The organism is Clostridioides sp. ZZV14-6387 (assembly GCF_020657835.1).
Classification (GTDB): domain Bacteria; phylum Bacillota; class Clostridia; order Peptostreptococcales; family Peptostreptococcaceae; genus Clostridioides; species Clostridioides difficile_A.
In genome coordinates this window covers 1-16,523 of sequence record NZ_JAGWCW010000039.1, presented here as the reverse complement: position 1 = coordinate 16,523, position 16,523 = coordinate 1, and the positions used below count along the sequence as shown (strand labels likewise).

16 protein-coding genes are annotated in these 16,523 nt (G+C 28.7%); 15 read left to right on the top strand and 1 reads right to left on the bottom strand.

Annotated elements, in window-relative coordinates:
* The first annotated feature begins 260 nt into the window (after positions 1-260).
* The 14 genes from KGF38_RS18295 to KGF38_RS18230 all read left to right on the top strand — a co-directional run bounded on the left by KGF38_RS18295 (position 261) and on the right by KGF38_RS18230 (position 14,195).
* Positions 261-1,334, top strand: coding sequence for a DUF362 domain-containing protein (locus tag KGF38_RS18295; protein ID WP_074179325.1), 1,074 nt, complete (start codon positions 261-263; stop codon positions 1,332-1,334).
* A gap of 69 nt (positions 1,335-1,403) precedes the next feature.
* A complete protein-coding gene (locus tag KGF38_RS18290) occupies positions 1,404-1,667 on the top strand; it encodes a hypothetical protein (protein ID WP_054275688.1) in 264 nt (87 codons plus the stop codon).
* Between the two features lie 206 nt (positions 1,668-1,873).
* Complete coding sequence (bioB, locus tag KGF38_RS18285; protein ID WP_227832621.1) at positions 1,874-2,851, top strand: biotin synthase BioB; 978 nt, start codon at positions 1,874-1,876, stop codon at positions 2,849-2,851.
* Positions 2,852-3,070: 219 nt separating this feature from the next.
* Positions 3,071-4,093 (top strand): LacI family DNA-binding transcriptional regulator, encoded by a 1,023-nt coding sequence (locus tag KGF38_RS18280; protein WP_223195579.1) that lies wholly within the window; start codon positions 3,071-3,073, stop codon positions 4,091-4,093.
* Between the two features lie 41 nt (positions 4,094-4,134).
* Positions 4,135-5,028, top strand: a complete 894-nt coding sequence (gene rbsK / locus KGF38_RS18275; RefSeq protein ID WP_054268901.1) for a ribokinase — start codon at positions 4,135-4,137, stop codon at positions 5,026-5,028.
* Positions 5,029-5,075: 47 nt separating this feature from the next.
* Complete coding sequence (locus KGF38_RS18270; RefSeq protein WP_054268902.1) at positions 5,076-6,038, top strand: substrate-binding domain-containing protein; 963 nt, start codon at positions 5,076-5,078, stop codon at positions 6,036-6,038.
* Between the two features lie 53 nt (positions 6,039-6,091).
* Entirely contained in the window at positions 6,092-7,603 is a 1,512-nt protein-coding gene (locus KGF38_RS18265) for a sugar ABC transporter ATP-binding protein (protein ID WP_054268903.1), read from the top strand.
* The gene (locus KGF38_RS18260) at positions 7,587-8,585 is read left to right on the top strand and encodes an ABC transporter permease (RefSeq protein ID WP_054268904.1); all 999 of its coding nucleotides are present in this window, start codon (positions 7,587-7,589) and stop codon (positions 8,583-8,585) included. The genes KGF38_RS18265 and KGF38_RS18260 overlap by 17 nt, the downstream gene beginning before the upstream one ends.
* 41 nt (positions 8,586-8,626) lie before the next feature.
* A complete protein-coding gene (locus KGF38_RS18255) occupies positions 8,627-9,889 on the top strand; it encodes a M20 family metallopeptidase (protein ID WP_054268905.1) in 1,263 nt (420 codons plus the stop codon).
* 19 nt (positions 9,890-9,908) lie between these two features.
* A complete protein-coding gene (locus tag KGF38_RS18250) occupies positions 9,909-10,652 on the top strand; it encodes a glutamine amidotransferase (protein WP_054268906.1) in 744 nt (247 codons plus the stop codon).
* Positions 10,653-10,814: 162 nt separating this feature from the next.
* The gene (locus KGF38_RS18245; protein WP_074179322.1) at positions 10,815-12,200 is read left to right on the top strand and encodes a M20 family metallopeptidase; all 1,386 of its coding nucleotides are present in this window, start codon (positions 10,815-10,817) and stop codon (positions 12,198-12,200) included.
* A 217-nt stretch (positions 12,201-12,417) separates the two neighbouring features.
* Entirely contained in the window at positions 12,418-13,257 is an 840-nt protein-coding gene (locus KGF38_RS18240) for a DUF5685 family protein (protein ID WP_054268908.1), read from the top strand.
* A complete protein-coding gene (locus KGF38_RS18235; RefSeq protein ID WP_074179321.1) occupies positions 13,247-13,687 on the top strand; it encodes a hypothetical protein in 441 nt (146 codons plus the stop codon). Before KGF38_RS18240 ends, KGF38_RS18235 begins: the two co-directional genes overlap by 11 nt.
* Positions 13,688-13,697: 10 nt before the next feature.
* Positions 13,698-14,195 (top strand): hypothetical protein, encoded by a 498-nt coding sequence (locus KGF38_RS18230; RefSeq protein ID WP_054268915.1) that lies wholly within the window; start codon positions 13,698-13,700, stop codon positions 14,193-14,195.
* Positions 14,196-14,379: 184 nt separating this feature from the next.
* On the opposite strand, the gene KGF38_RS18225 is transcribed toward KGF38_RS18230, so the two are convergent.
* Positions 14,380-15,108 carry an HAD family hydrolase gene (locus KGF38_RS18225; protein WP_054268909.1) on the bottom strand — a complete coding sequence of 243 codons (729 nt, stop codon included), beginning with the start codon at positions 15,106-15,108 and terminating at the stop codon, positions 14,380-14,382.
* A 124-nt stretch (positions 15,109-15,232) separates the two neighbouring features.
* Here KGF38_RS18225 and KGF38_RS18220 point away from each other — a divergent pair, with 124 nt between their 5' ends.
* Complete coding sequence (locus tag KGF38_RS18220) at positions 15,233-16,321, top strand: hypothetical protein (RefSeq protein WP_074179319.1); 1,089 nt, start codon at positions 15,233-15,235, stop codon at positions 16,319-16,321.
* Positions 16,322-16,523 lie beyond the last annotated feature (202 nt).

Here is a 16,523-nt window from a genome sequence, read left to right as displayed (position 1 = left end):
AATAATTAAATTATTACCTTAAGAAATTGTTTAAAAATAAAAAAGAGATAGATTATAATATAGTGATTATCAGTTATTGAAGATATGCTATAGTATATAGAGCCTAACTAATAAAAAGTTAAAACAGTGTAGTAAGGAGTTAAAATAATATTGTTTTTATTAAATAAAGATAAGAATCTTTAATTGTGGTAAAATATACTAAAAAATCACTTTAAAAGTGATAAAATTAATTCAAGTAAATATTTTAAAGGGGTGTAGATATGGAAAAGTCAAAAGTATATTTTTGTGACTTATACTCAAATTCGCAAAATAAAAATGTGCCAAACAATGTAAGAAGATTATTTGATACAGCAGGATTCAAAGATTTAATAGGAAAGAATGACCAAGTAGCAATCAAACTTCACTTTGGAGAAAAAGGAAATACTACATATATGAGTCCTGTAGCAGTTAGACAAGTGGTTGATAAGATTAAAGATTGTGAAGGAAAGCCATTTTTGACAGATACAAATACATTATATACAGGGAGTAGAACAAATTCTGTAGACCATCTTACAACAGCTATAGAAAATGGTTTTGCCTATGCAGTGGTAAATGCGCCAGTAATAATTGCAGATGGATTGTACAGTAGAAATTATGAAAATGTACAAATAGATAAAAAACATTTTGAAAGTGTGAAAATAGGTGGCGAAATTTATAATTCTTCTGCAATGATAGTAATGAGTCATTTTAAAGGTCATGAAGCAGCAGGTTTTGGAGGAGCATTAAAAAATTTAGCTATGGGGTGTGCAAGTGCAGCAGGAAAGCAAATGCAACATTCTGATGTTACTCCAGTAGTAAAGGAGAAGAAGTGTATAGGTTGTGGAAAGTGTGTTAATTCTTGTCCTACAAAAGCTATAAGTATAGTAGATAAGAAGGCAATTATAGATTCTGATGTGTGTTATGGATGTGGAGAATGTCCAACTGTCTGTCCAACTAGAGCAGTAACTATACAATGGGAAAGTGACTCAGATGTGTTTGTTGAAAAGATGGCAGAATACGCTTATGGAGCAGTATCAAACAAAAAAGATAAGGTAGGATATATAACTTTTGTCATGAATGTAACTCCACTTTGTGATTGCGTGCCTTGGTCAGGTAGACCGATTGCACATGATATAGGAATATTAGCATCAACAGACCCAGTAGCTATTGAACAAGCATGCTATGATTTGGTTTGTAAGGAAATGGGTCATGATGTGTTCAAACATGAGCATCCTCATGTAAATGGAACTAGAATAATAGATTATGCATGTGAAATGGGAATGGGAAATAAAGAATATGAATTAATAAAATTATAAGAATAGTAGGACTTAAATGCATATAATTATTGTAAGAGAAATTTAAAAGTATCAAAGGAGTATGCATTTATGAAAATTTACTATGAGAAAGAAAATAGCAAGAAAGCTAATGTAAACAATATCCCAAGTGTATTTGCATTTAATTTTCTAAGAAACTTTTTAACTAGCAAAGAGTATGAGGAAACTAGAAAAGAATATTTTATAAATAATCTAACAAAAAATCAGGTTAATCAAGCTATGAAGGATTTAAAATGGCTATTTAGAGAGTATGAAGGTTTAGAGGTTGTTACAATGGAAAGCTTGGATGGAGTTAAGACAAGGATAGTTTTGTAAATTAATAAGAATAATATTTAATAAAAAATACTGCTTTAATAGTGATATGTATAAATATATTATACGAATACTATTTTAAGGCAGTATTTTTTGTTTAATAGTAAACTTGTATATAGCACAAGGTTGACTAATAAATGATACCTATGTAATACTATATATAATAAGTAAACTATATAAATAATATGGGTTGACGAATAGGAGGGTATATGGAAAAATACATAATTAAATTAAAAAATAAAGTTTTGGATGGAAAAGAAATAAATTATGACGAAGCTCTTAGTTTAATAAGCCTTGATACAAATAACAAAAATATTCTTGATATACTATTAAAATCTGCAAATGAAATAAGAGAAGCTTTTATGGGAAGAAGAGTGGATTTATGTACAATAATGAATGCTAAGTCTGGCAAATGTAGTGAAGACTGCAAATTTTGTGCACAATCATCCCATTATAAAACTGGGGTAGATGAATATTCATTGCTCGAGTACAATGAGATTTTAAGGAGAGCTAAAGAAATGGAAAGTAAAGGAGTACATAGATTCTCTTTAGTTACAAGTGGTAAAGGTATGACAGGAAAAGAGTTTAATGATATTTTAAATATCTATGAAGGATTAAGAGAAAATACTAATTTAAAATTATGTGCATCTCTAGGTATTATAGATTATGAGCAAGCTAAAAAGCTGAAATTAGTAGGTGTGACTACATATCATCATAATGTCGAGACATCTAAAGATAATTTTGATAATATATGTACAACACATACTTATCAAGACAGAATAAGAACAATTAAAGAAGCTAAAAGGGCTGGATTAGATGTATGTGTAGGTGGAATAATAGGGATGAATGAAAGTAAAGAACAAAGACTACAAATGGCTTTTGAAATACGAGAATTAAATGTCAAATCAATTCCGATAAATATTTTAAACCCTATTAAGAATACTCCTATGGAAGATTATGATATATTAGAGCCTATGGAAATATTAAAAACAACAGCAGTATTTAGATTCATAATTCCCAATGTATACATAAGATATGCTGGTGGAAGGTTATCTTTAAAAGGGTATGACAAAATTGGATTTAATGGTGGTGTAAATTCTGCAATTGTGGGTGATTATTTAACAACTGTCGGAAATGGAATTGAAAATGATAAAAAAATGATTATAGAACAAGGACTTGAACTTTAATAAAGATTACTTAAATTAATTAATGTACTTTTAAATAATTATAAAAGTATATTAATTTTTTTTTGTATATTAATATAAATATTAAATTTGAATTATAAATTGCAATATTATGAAAAATGAGAAAAATATCAAAATTTATATAAAATAGTTGCAAAGGAAAAAAGGATGTGCTAATATCTAGGTAACCGGTTAAGTAAAACGGTTTCCTAAATTGCGGGGGTGAACTTCTTGAGTATTACTATAAAAGAAATTGGCGAATTGGCTGGTGTTTCTAAAACAACTGTGTCAAAGGTCATTAATAATAAAGATGAAAATATAAGTCAAGCAACAAGAGAAAAAATTTTAAAAATAATGAAAGAAAAAAATTATGTACCAAACAAACTAGCACAAAGCCTAGTAACTAAAAAAACTAACACTATAGGGCTTCTTATACCAGATATCCGAAATCCATTTTTTACAGATGTATCAAGAGGAGTGGAAGACAAGGCTAATGAAGAAGGTTACAACATAATTTTATGTAATACAGATGAAGATGCCAAAAAAGAATATGAAGGGATAAGAACATTATCAGAGAGAATGATAGATGGAATTATCTTTGCAGCTTCTTCAAATACAAATTGGAAAGAGGCAAATTATAAAGACATAAAAATACCAACTGTATTAATTGATAAGAAAATAAGTATGAACAAAGAAACTTTAAAAGGAATAGTTAAAATAAACAACTTTGAAGGTGGATATATAGCTACAAAACATTTATTAGATATTGGGAGTAAGAAAATAATATACCTAAGTGGTCCTCTTCAAAATGAAATAGCAGTAGATAGATTAGAGGGATACAAAAAAGCATTAATTGAGTGTAATTTAAGTTACAACCCTGATTATGTATTTGAAGGTAAGTATAAAATTGAATGGGGACAGGAATTTATAAAAAAACTGGAAAAAATAGATTTTGATTCAATATTTTGTGCAAATGATTTGATTGCAATAGGTGTTATAAGAGGGCTTAAAGAAAGAGGATTAAATATACCAAATGATGTAAATGTTGTAGGATTTGATGATATTCAGACATCTAGCCTAATAAGTCCTTCTCTTACAACAGTGAGACAGCCATCTTATGACATAGGATACAAGGCTAGTGAGATACTGATAAATTGTTTAAGAGGAGATAAAAAAGAATCATTTGATGAGTTGATTTTTAAGCCAGAATTAGTTATAAGAGATTCAACGAAAGATAATAAATAGCAACATTCGAGACATAAATAGATATGTAAAGGAGTAATGTAATGGGAAACATAGTTGTCATAGGAAGTGTAAACATGGACATGGTATGTTCTGTAGATAAAAGACCAGAAAAAGGAGAAACAGTACTAGGTAATAGTTTTTTTACGTCACCTGGTGGAAAAGGTGCTAATCAAGCTGTTTCAGCATCTAAGCTAGGAGCAAATGTGAAAATGATATCATGTGTAGGTGAGGATAGCTTAGGAGAAGAGTTAATAAGAAATTTTAGAGATAATAAAGTTGATTATAGCTTAGTATCTAGAAATAAGCACAAAAGTTCTGGTGTTGCTGTCATAACACTATGTGAAAATGATAATAGTATTGTTGTTGTGCCAGGGACTAATGAATTAGTAGACATAGAATTAATTAAAAAGAATGAAGAAGAGATAAAGAATGCAGACATAGTATTACTACAATTAGAGATTCCATTAGAAACAATAAATTATGTGGTAAATTTCTGTTTTGAAAATAAGATAAAAGTTTTGGTAAATCCAGCACCTGCAATAAAATTAGATGAAGATATAATAGAAAAAGCAACTTACTTAACACCAAATGAACATGAATATAAAATAGTTTTTGATACAGAGGAAGAGATAGAGGAAGTATTAAAAAAATATCCTAATAAACTTGTAATAACAGAAGGAAAAAATGGAGCTAGATTTTATGATGGTAAGGAAATCAAGCATGTATCTTGCATAAGAGTTGATGTCCAAGACACTACAGGAGCAGGAGATACGTTTAATGGAGCATTGTCAGTGGCTATAACAGAAGGTAAAAATCTATATACAGCAGTGGAATATGCAGTAGTAGTATCAGGTCTTTCTGTAACAAAGTTGGGAGCTCAATCTGGTATGCCTTATAAAGAAGATGTTGAAAAATATTTAAATATTAATAAATAGAAATCCAATTTGTTCAAATTTAAAACTATTAAAAATGGAGGTTAATTATGAGAGTGAGAAAAATTTTATCTTTAGGAATTGCTGGAACACTAGCAATAGGAATGTTAACAGGATGTTCAATGGAAGGGCCAAGCAAGTCAGATAATAAAAGTGGCTCAGATAAGAAAGATTTAACTATAGGAGTATCTACAATAACTCTTCAACATCAATTTTTTATAGATATTGATGAGGGAATCAAAGAAAAAGCCAAAGAACTAGGCGTGAAAGTCATAGTAAATGACCCAGACCAAGACGTGGCAAAGCAAACATCAGCAATAGAAGATTTTATACAACAAAATGTGGATGGAATGATAGTACTTGGAACAGATAACTCAGCTATAGTACCAGCTGTAGAGGGAGCATTTGAAAAAATGCCAGTAGTGACAGTGGATGCTGTATTAAATACTGAAAATATTACAAGTTATGTAGGAACAGTTAGTTATGATGCTGGTAAAAAATTAGGGGAATACACTAAAAAGTACATAGATGAAAAATTAGGTGGGAAATCAGAAATAGCAATAGTAACAGATTTAAAATCTCAAATACAAATGCAAAGAATAGATGGATTTAAAGATGCATTAAAAGGCTCAGCAAATGTTAAGATATTAAACTCACAACCAGGATATGATAGAGAAGAATCTCTTAATACAGTTGAAAACTTAATTCAATCTAATCCAGATGTAGATATAATATACGCAACAGCTGAAAATAGTGTACTAGGAGCTAAAGCGGCACTTGAATCTGCAAAGAATAAAGATGTTAAGATTGTAGGATTTGACTTAACTGAAGAAGCAGCAAGTGGAATAACAGATGGAACTATTCTTGCTATGATTCAACAACAACCTAAGGAAATGGGACGTTTAGCTGTAGAAGCAGTAGTAAAAGCTATAAAAGGTGAAAAAGTAGAAAAAAATATACCAGTACCAGCTTTACTTTATGATAAAGAAAATATAAAAGACTTTAAGAATTAGTAAAATAAAATGAGATTATTTGAAAGAAATCCTATTTAAAAAGGAGTGTCATTATGAGTAATACAATTCTGAAGTTAAGTAATATTGCTAAAGAATTTCCTGGTGTCAGAGCATTAGATAATGTTAATTTTGAGTTACTTCATGGTGAAGTTCATGCACTACTGGGTGAAAATGGTGCTGGTAAATCAACTATGATAAAGATTTTAACTGGTGCACATCCAAAAACTTCTGGCAAATTTGTCTTTGAAGGTAAAGAAATAGAGAATATATCACCAGATGTTTCTAAGAAGATAGGTATAAATGCAATCTATCAAGAATTAACAGTATTTGATGAATTGACAGTAGCACAAAATATTTTTATGGGAAAAGAAATAAATGGCAAAGTCTTAACTAACGATAAAAAAATGAATGAAGAGGCTAAAAAGATTTTTGACAATATGGGAATAGATATAAATCCAAATGGTCTAGTTAAAGAGCTTAGTATAGCTCAAAAGCAAATGGTAGAAATAGCTAGAGTTTTATCATCAGAAACCAAAGTATTAATAATGGATGAGCCTACATCTTCAATAAGTAAAAAAGAAACTGAAATACTTTTTAGACTTATAAATGATTTAAAATGTAGTGGAGTTAGTATAATATATATCTCTCATAGAATGGAAGAGCTCTTTGAAATTTGTGACAGAATAACTATAATGCGAGATGGGAAAACGATTTCGACTCTAAATACTAAAGAAGTATCATCTGAGGAAGAATTAGTTAATTTAATGATAGATAGAAAGCTAGAACAATTTTTTCCTAAAAGAGATGTAGAGATAAAAGAAGAAGTTATGAGAGTAGAAGATTTAACTAAGAACAACGTCTTCAATAACATAAGTTTTAACATAAGAAAAGGTGAAATATTTGGAATAGGTGGATTAGTTGGAAGTAAGAGAAGTGAAATAGTAGAAGCTATATTTGGGCTTAGAACATATGATTATGGGAAAATATACTTAAATAATAAAGAAATTAAATTTAAAACACCATCAGATGCAATTGAAAATGGATTAGGACTAATAACAGAAGATAGAAAAGGTACTGGATTGTTTTTGCAGATGAGTGTAAAAGAAAATACAACTATGGCTGGATTAAAGAAAATATCTAAGTTTAAATCAGTTATAGACAGAAAAAAAGAAAAAGAAGTACTAGAAAAATACATAGAAGCATTAAAGATAAAAACACCACATATGAATCAAGTTATACAGAGTTTAAGTGGTGGAAATCAACAAAAAGCTATAATAGCAAGATGGCTTTTATTACAGCCAGACATATTAATTATGGATGAACCAACTAGAGGTATAGATGTAAATGCTAAAGCAGAGATATACAATCTAATGGGAGATTTAGTAGAGAGTGGTGTAAGTATTATAATGATATCTTCCGAAATACCAGAATTAATATCAATGAGTGATAGGATAATGGTTATGAGAGAAGGTCATATAAGTGGATTTTTAGAAGGTGAAGAAATGGTTGAAAATAATGTATTAAAATTGGCTTTCGGAGGTAAAATTAATGAGTTCAATAACTAAGCATAGAGAAGATAATTCATCTCCATTATTAACAAAATTAACAAGTGCATTTAGAGACCAAGGGAGTGCAGCTATAGGACTTGTAATAATTTTTATAATAATGAGTGTAGCTTCATCTAATTTTTTAACTTTAGATAATTTAATTAACGTTGGAAGACAAATATCAATAAATGCAATACTTGCAGTAGGTATGACATTTGTAATAATTACTGGAGGAATAGATTTAAGTGTAGGAGCAGTAATTGCTCTAGTGGGTACATTTTGGGCTACAACAGTAGTAAATTATAATGCACCTATATGGGTAGGTATGATACTTGCCTTGGCAATAGGAACAATATTAGGAGTTATAAAAGGTGCAATTATTTCAACACAAAAACTACCACCATTCATTGTAACGTTAGCCATGTTGACAATAATAAGTGGAGCAAGCTTTGTATTTACAGGAGGAAGACCTATATCAGTAAATACAGATGCATTTAAGATGCTAGGTAGAGGATATGTTGGGCCGATACCAATACCAGTTCTAATTATGATTATAGTTGTAATAGTTGGCCATTTTCTATTAAAAAGAACCAATTTTGGACGTCATGTACATGCAGTAGGTGGAAATGAAGAAGCTGCTAGATTATGCGGAGTAAAAGTAAATAAAGTAATAGTAAAAGTATATGCACTAGCTGGATTACTAACAGCATTGGCTGGAATAATATTATCATCACGTTTAGCATCAGGTTCGCCAACTGTTGGAGATGGAGCAGAGTTAGATGCTATAGCAGCAGTTGTACTTGGTGGTACTAATATGATGGGTGGTTCTGGTTCTATAGTAGGTACATGTATAGGTGTTGGGATAATAGGAATATTAGGAAATGGTCTAAATCTATTGAGTGTATCTTCATATAATCAAATGATTATAAAAGGGTTGGTAATGCTATTTGCTATATGGATAAATAATATAAAATTAAAAAAATCAGCTAAAGCTAAATAATAGTTGTACTTTAAATGAAAAAATAAATCTTAGGAGGAAATATGAAAAAAATTCTCTTAGATACATTAAATAATAAAAAACAAGAATACATAGATTATTTAAAAGAACTTGTAAGTATAAAGACTGAAGATATTGGTCATGGAATACTAGGTGGATTTGAAAAAGAGGGACAAGAATATATTGAGAAACTTGCAAATAACATAGGTTTTAATGTAGATAGACAAGACATGAGTGAAGAGCTAATTAAAAAAGCAAAAGACACCTATAAAGAAGGAAATCTAGGTCACAATTATAAAGATAGATATAATTTAATTTGTAAATACAGTGATAATTTACCTGGGAAGACAATCGTATTTAATGGTCATGTAGATACTATGCCACCAGGTGATATAAGTAAGTGGAGATACAATCCATATTGTGGTACAGAAGATGATGGTAAGATTTATGGTCTTGGAACCGCAGATATGAAGTCTGGGCTTATAGCATCACTATTAGCTATAAAACTTATAAAAGATAGTGGTTTAAATGTACCTGGTAATGTAAAGGTAATGTCAGTAGTAGATGAAGAAGGTGGAGGAAATGGGACCATAAATGCAGTTATGAATGGAATTGATGGAGATTACTGTGTAATTTGTGAACCATCAGAACAGAATTTAATAATTGCACATATGGGATTTGTATTCTTTGAAGTCGAGGTTAAAGGTGTATCTCTTCACTGTGGTAGTAAGTGGGAGGGTGTAAACGCAATAGAGAAGGCTATGTTACTGCTTCAAGATATAAAAGAATTAGAACATAACTGGCTTATGATATATAAGCATCCACTATTGCCTTCGCCTACAATAAATTTGGGTGTAATAAACGGTGGAACAGCAGGCTCTACTGTGCCAGATAAGTGTGTATTTAATTTGTGTGTGCACTTCTTACCAAATATAATGAGCTATGAACAAGTTGTAAATGATGTGACTGATGTTATAATGACAAGGTCTAATGGAGATTTGTGGCTTAAAGACAATAAGCCAAATATAAATATATATCAATCAGGATTAGGTTTTGAGATGGATAAAAATTCTGATTTTGTAGTGAATGCACATAAAATACTAGAAGATGTTTTAGAGAAAAAATTAGAAATAAAAGGTTCGACAGCTGGGAATGATGCAAGATTGATGAAAAACTTAGCTGAAATACCAACATTAATATTGGGACCAGGCTCAATAGAACAATGCCATTCAATAAATGAGTATGTTGAAATCAATGAGTATTTAGACAGTATACTTATGTATGCAAGTCTAATATTAAACTTATAAAAGTAGGAGGATTATATAAATGAAAAAAGTATTAATAGTAGGGGAATCTTGGGTAAAAAATATAACCCATATAAAAGGGTTTGATACATTTGTTACAACTCACTATGAAGAAGCTGTAAAGTGGTTAAAAGAAGCAATAGAATCTGGAGGATATGAGACAGTTCATATGCCTGCACATGTAGCAGCAGATAGTTTCCCATATACATTAGAAGAATTAGATGAGTATGATTGTATAATATTGTCTGATATAGGTTCTAACACTTTCTTACTATCTAATAGCACTTTTATAGATTGTAATAGTAATCCAGATAGACTTGAACTAATCAAAGAGTATGTAAATAATGGTGGAGCATTAATTATGGTAGGTGGATACATGTCATTTACAGGTATAGATGCAAAAGCTAGATTTGGAGAAACTGCTATAAAAGATGTATTACCAATAACTATGATAGATAAAGATGATAGAGTAGAAAAACCAGCAGGAATAATTCCTGTAGTTGTCGATTCTGAGCATCCAGTATTGAAAGATATTCCAAAAGACTGGCCGAAGTTTTTAGGATATAACAAGACAGTTGCCAGAGATAATTGTCCTGTATTAGCAACAATTGGAGGAGACCCATTTGTAGCAGTTGGGGAGTTTGGAAAAGGAAAATCTGCTATATTTAGTTCTGACTGTGCACCTCATTGGGGACCTAAAGAATTTACTGATTGGAAGTACTATAATAAATTATGGGTTAACATGCTAGACTGGTTAACATGTTAAAAATTTTATAAAATTTGAAAACCTCTTACTTGATAAAGTGAAGCTTACAAGTCAAGAGGTTTTATTGTATAGAATGATTATAAAGTAGAATATATTTTAAAATTAGCTATTTTAATTAGTTAAGTATAAAGTATCTGATTTAAGGAGGATTATACAATTAATATGGAAGATTTAAATAAAAAATTTTTAATGCAATATATAGATGAGATACAAGAAGAGTTAAGGGATATATCAGATAAGATATGGGAAAATCCAGAACTTCAATATAAAGAATATTATGCTTCAAACTTACAAAAAGAATATTTAAGAAAGTATGATTTTAATATAGATGAATTAGAAGGTATGGATACAGGATTTGTAGCTAGTTATGGAGAAGGTAAACCAGTTATAGCAGTTTTAGGAGAATATGATGCTTTGGATGGTTTATCTCAAAAAATATCCATTACAAAAGAACCTATTTTAGAGAGTGGTGCAGGTCATGGATGTGGACATAACTTACTTGGTACAGGTTCAATGGGGGCTGTAGTTGCGATAAAAGAACTAATCAAACTAAAAAAGATTAAAGGAACTATAAAGTACTATGGGTGTCCCGCAGAGGAAGATTTGTCAGGAAAGGTATTAATGATAAAAAAAGGTTTTTTTGATGGGATAGATTGTGCATTTAGTTGGCATCCATTTGATATAAATACTCCAATAAGGATTCCAACCCTTGCTAATTATTCTGTAAAATTTAGATATAATGGAATTAGTGCTCATGCGGCACAAGCTCCTTATAATGGAAGAAGTGCACTTGATGCAGTAGAACTTATGAACATAGGTTGTAACTATTTAAGAGAGCATATATTTGATAGTTGTAGAGTACATTATGTAACTACTAATGGTGGAAAAATGCCAAACATAGTTCCAGATTTCGCAGAAGTATGGTATTACATAAGAGGTGTGAAAATGGAACATGTAAGAGATGTATTTGATAGAGTGGTTGATATAGCAAAAGGAGCAGCACTGATGACAGGTACTAGTATGGAATATAATATTATAAGTGGAGTATATGACTATATTCCAAATACAATATTAACAGATATTCTATCACAAAATATGAAATTGATAGGAACTCAAAATTATGATGAAAATGACTACTATTTTGCAGAAGAATTAGCTAAAACAGTTTCTATAGATAAAAGAATTAGTGTTTCTAGTGTATTAAGTGGAAACAAAGATATTACTAGAATGGCTTTACATGATGAAGTTACAGATGATACTTTTACTCATAATAACTGTATATCATTATCATTAGATATTGGAGATGTTAGTTATATAACTCCTACAGCACAATGCTCTTGCTCAGTTTGGCCTATTGGCATTTCTGCTCATACATGGCAATCTTGTGCTAGTGCAGGTTCTAATATGGGATTTAAAGCAATGTTATTAGCATCTAAAGCTATAGCATGTTCAATAAGTGATGTAATGCTTGATGAATCTATTGTAGGTAAAGCAAAAAAGGAATTAAAGGATACTATAGGCAATTTCGAATATATTCCAATTATCTAAAAATCAAGTTAATGTAAGTAAGATTATGTGCATGAATTAGTATAAGTATATAATTTAATATTATTTTTAACTTAACCTTCTAATTATTTTCAATCTAAGATACAATGATTAGAAGGTATTTTTAAAGTTTCTTAGAATACTGTAAATTATATAATCTTGATAAAAAGTGTTATACTATATATAATTTATATAAAAAGTAGTACAAAAAGGAGTATTTATGTTTGGATATGTTAAAATAAACAAAATGGATTTAACATTTAGAGAATATGACCATTATAAAGCTTATTACTGTGGTCTATGTAAATATTTAAAAAGAAATCATGGAGAAATCTCTAGATTTTCTCTGAATTACGATATAACATTTTTAATTATTTTATTAACTTCAGTATATAAGCCAGAATCTATAAATACAGAGGAAGCATGTATAGTTAATCCATTTAAAAAGAAAAAGGTAATTACAAATGATATTACAGAATATGCAGCAAGTATGAATATTCTTTTAACATATTATAAATTGGAAGATAATTTAATGGATGATAAACGCATAAAAGATAAATTAGCATATTATATATATAAAAACAAATTAAACTTAGCATATGAAAAGTATCCCGAAAAAGCAGAGTATATAAAACAACAGCTAAATGAATTAAATAAGTTAGAAAAGGAAAACAATATAAATATAGATGAAGTATCTAATACATTTGGAAATATAATGGGTGAAGTGTTTGCCTACAAAAAAGATGAAAATGAGAGAAACTTAAGAATGATAGGCTTTAATATAGGTAAGTATATATATCTACTAGATGCATATGAAGATTTAGATGAAGATTTTAAGAAAGGAAGATACAATCCTTTTATAGAATATGTAGATAAAAACGATGAGTTAAAACAAAAGGTAAAAAAAATAATTGTAACATCATTGGGATTTTTAGCTAGAGGAATTGATAATTTAAATCTAAATACAAATGTCGGGATAATAGAAAATATAATTTATTCTGGTGTTTATTTAAGATATATGAATATATTAGAAAGCAGAGGTGGAAAGAATGTACAGTAATACTTATAATAATGAAAATTTTATGAGAGCAAGAGCTTTTATAGAAAATAGTGAATTTAGAAAAGCATATGATTTTTTAAAGTCGTTGAGTGACAAGTGTGCAGAATGGTATTATCTAACTGGTTTTTCTGCAATGAACATAGGATATTATGAAGAAGGAGAAGACTTCTTAAAAAGAGCAAAATTTATGGAGCCAGAAAATCATGAATATAGTGAGGCACTTAGAAGTTATACAGAATATAGAAATGAATATAACAATAGAGCTGATAACTATAATAGAAGAAGACGTAATGATTTAGGTGGATGTTGCTGTTGTTGTGATGATTGTTGCTGTTGTCTAGGTGATGATTGTTGTGAAAACTGTGCTAAACTTTGGTGTCTAGATTCATGTTGTGAATGCTTTGGAGGAGATTTAATAACTTGTTGTTAGGATGATAAATATGAGTATAAAAGTTGCTTATGGAGGAGTTTTATTAGCATTAAATGTGATATTGTTGACTCTTACAAATATTATTCCTGTAAATACATTGTTCATTATGGGAGTAGCATCACTTTTAGTATCAATTGTAATAATGGAATGGGGATTTAAGAGTGGAATTGCTTTTTATATAGGTTCTATAGTTTTGGGATTTATAGTGATGGTAAGTAAGTCTCAATGGATTGTGTATTCACTTACATTTGGAATATATGGTATTGCAAAATATCTTATAGAAAAAGATAGGGCAATATATATTGAATATTTCATGAAGTTAGTATTTGCAAATATAATGATACTTATATTGTATTTTTTATTAAGAACAATAGTTTATATCCCAATAAATATTTTTATTATAGGTTCATTTGAAGTAGCCTTTATAGTATATGACTATGTTTATAGCTCTTTTATAAGTTATTACAATAATAAGCTAAGAAAGATGCTATTTAAAAATAAGAGTTGATTTTTATATTTAATTTTAATGGAATTGTAATTTAAATAAATATAAATAATGTATCTGAATATGTATTTATATTTAAAAATAAATTTAATATATACTTGGTATTAATATATAAAAAGCTTTGATTTTTAGTCAAAGCTTTTTATATATTAGATAGAATGGTTTATTTTAAAAGATATAATATAAATTAAATATCTACTATATTTACATCTGTAGATAAAGAGTAAATAATATCTTTTCTTTCTACTATTATTTCAACATTTTTAGAAATTTCATTATCAAGTGATATTTGAGCTAAAAGTTCCTTTGTTGGATTTATTGCAATTGGATTTCCAACTCTTTTTAACATATTTATATCACCATTAGTATCACCATAAGCATATGAGTTTGATAAGTCTAAATCATACTTTACAACAAAATCGTTTATAGCATTATTCTTACTTATAGAATCCCACATTGGAATAACTGTTCCTGTAAATATATCATTTTCAAATACATAGTCACTTCCTAGAAAATCAGTTACATTATATTTTTTTGCCATTTTTTCAACCAGAAATCCAGGGCTACCAGATATGAATATGACTATATGACCTTGATTTAGATGCCAATCGATTCTTGAACGTGTGTATTTATAAACTCTATCTGCTTTTAATTTAATTACTTGGTCACTTGTAAAATTAATACAAGTTTTATCTAATCCTTTTAATGAATCGACATAAAGGTCACATATTTCCAATAGATAATCATCATAATTACCTTGTCTTTTATCCCAATCCATAAAAGTGTCTCTAGCATGTTTATACCAATTTTTTTGGTCAATTATATCGTATTTAATTAATTTCTTAAAATGTTCAACCATAAGAGAGTCTCTATAAAGAGTACCATCTATATCAAAAAAAGCTGCTATATTTTTCATAAGACCACCTCAATTAATCATTTCCTTATATTATATTATAAATTGTATCTAAGTTGTTAAAATATATGTATAATAATTTATATATTAAAAAACAAATATTTTAAAGTCTAAAGGGTGTGATTATATGAATTTTAATTTTGCAAAGGTTACGAATTCTAGACTTATGGGTAGTTTAGGTCTTATAATAAATTGGATAGATGATAAAAATAATCACTTCTGTCAATATTTTCTATTAGATGCAGAGGGATTAGGTTTAGCAGATTATGTAAGTTTAAAAAATCCAACACAAGAAGAAGCTTACATGGAAGAAGAAAGATTAATGGGCGGATTTGGTTCAAATAGAGTTGAATTAACAAAGGATGAATCCTTGTTTTTAGTCTCTCATTTTGGGAATAAAAATCTTTACTATGACAAGTTATTGCCAGGAGATAAAGTTGAGTACATTGATATTATAAAAAATTATAAAACAAATTTAACTATAGAAAAATTATATAACAAAATATGTAAGAGAGTTGATGAAGAAGTTGAATTTATAAACTACATGACTATGCGATTTATAGCATGGGACAGGGAAAGTTTAAAATATTTTTCTGGTAGTGATGAGATTGCAAATATGCATATTACAAATATAAATGGCACATTGCTCAAAAATGTGGTAAATGGTAAAGGTCAAGGTAGGTATATAAGTGAAGCCTTATATGAAGACAATGATGGATATTATATCTGCAAAATTGCTTTTTGTATAAGTAAATGTAATGAAACTGGTTTTAAGATTAATTCTTTATTGGTAACAGATAAAGAAGCAATGTATGATTTTGAGGTATTTGATGAGATTTCTAAGAATGAATTTGTAAGTGTTTATAGTGTAAACTCATCTGAAGAATTTGCTAAAGTATTTTATAGAGATAATCCATTTTTATTAAAAAGTTATATGAATGAAGGTGTATTTTTTACTAGATTTAATTTTAATAATGACCATGTTAAAGAAAATGTGTATATAATAAATAATGATATGAAAGCTATATATTACTTAATGGGAAATAAACTTTTTATTGGCACTTATAATGAAAATGATTGCAATTATATTAATGAGATAAGTCAAGCTAACTATAGTAAATATATAAAGTTTGAAGAGAATTTTTTCTTTGAACAAAATGCGTTATATGATTTTGCAGAATCAGGTTCAATAGATTTTGATGATTTTTTGGAATAATATTTTTGGGCATTATTTAAGCGAGATTAACTGAATTTAATCTCGCTTAAATTAATTTCTATAATATTGGGGGAATATTATGAGGAATACATTTATTATTGTGGTCAATTATTAAAATTTTATACAGTTTATTAGAAAAATAAAAAAATTTATAATTCTTCTCATATTATTTACCAATATTAATTTTTAGTATGTATTATAT

Coding starts and splice junctions, on each gene's coding strand:
- KGF38_RS18220 (WP_074179319.1), top strand. CDS start 15,233: ATGAATTTTAATTTTGCAAAGGTTACGAATTCTAGACTTATGGGTAGT.
- rbsK (WP_054268901.1), top strand. CDS start 4,135: ATGGGAAACATAGTTGTCATAGGAAGTGTAAACATGGACATGGTATGT.
- KGF38_RS18240 (WP_054268908.1), top strand. CDS start 12,418: ATGTTTGGATATGTTAAAATAAACAAAATGGATTTAACATTTAGAGAA.
- KGF38_RS18245 (WP_074179322.1), top strand. CDS start 10,815: ATGGAAGATTTAAATAAAAAATTTTTAATGCAATATATAGATGAGATA.
- KGF38_RS18235 (WP_074179321.1), top strand. CDS start 13,247: ATGTACAGTAATACTTATAATAATGAAAATTTTATGAGAGCAAGAGCT.
- KGF38_RS18225 (WP_054268909.1), bottom strand. CDS start 15,108: ATGAAAAATATAGCAGCTTTTTTTGATATAGATGGTACTCTTTATAGA.
- KGF38_RS18295 (WP_074179325.1), top strand. CDS start 261: ATGGAAAAGTCAAAAGTATATTTTTGTGACTTATACTCAAATTCGCAA.
- KGF38_RS18265 (WP_054268903.1), top strand. CDS start 6,092: ATGAGTAATACAATTCTGAAGTTAAGTAATATTGCTAAAGAATTTCCT.
- KGF38_RS18250 (WP_054268906.1), top strand. CDS start 9,909: ATGAAAAAAGTATTAATAGTAGGGGAATCTTGGGTAAAAAATATAACC.
- KGF38_RS18230 (WP_054268915.1), top strand. CDS start 13,698: ATGAGTATAAAAGTTGCTTATGGAGGAGTTTTATTAGCATTAAATGTG.
- bioB (WP_227832621.1), top strand. CDS start 1,874: ATGGAAAAATACATAATTAAATTAAAAAATAAAGTTTTGGATGGAAAA.
- KGF38_RS18270 (WP_054268902.1), top strand. CDS start 5,076: ATGAGAGTGAGAAAAATTTTATCTTTAGGAATTGCTGGAACACTAGCA.
- KGF38_RS18255 (WP_054268905.1), top strand. CDS start 8,627: ATGAAAAAAATTCTCTTAGATACATTAAATAATAAAAAACAAGAATAC.
- KGF38_RS18260 (WP_054268904.1), top strand. CDS start 7,587: ATGAGTTCAATAACTAAGCATAGAGAAGATAATTCATCTCCATTATTA.
- KGF38_RS18290 (WP_054275688.1), top strand. CDS start 1,404: ATGAAAATTTACTATGAGAAAGAAAATAGCAAGAAAGCTAATGTAAAC.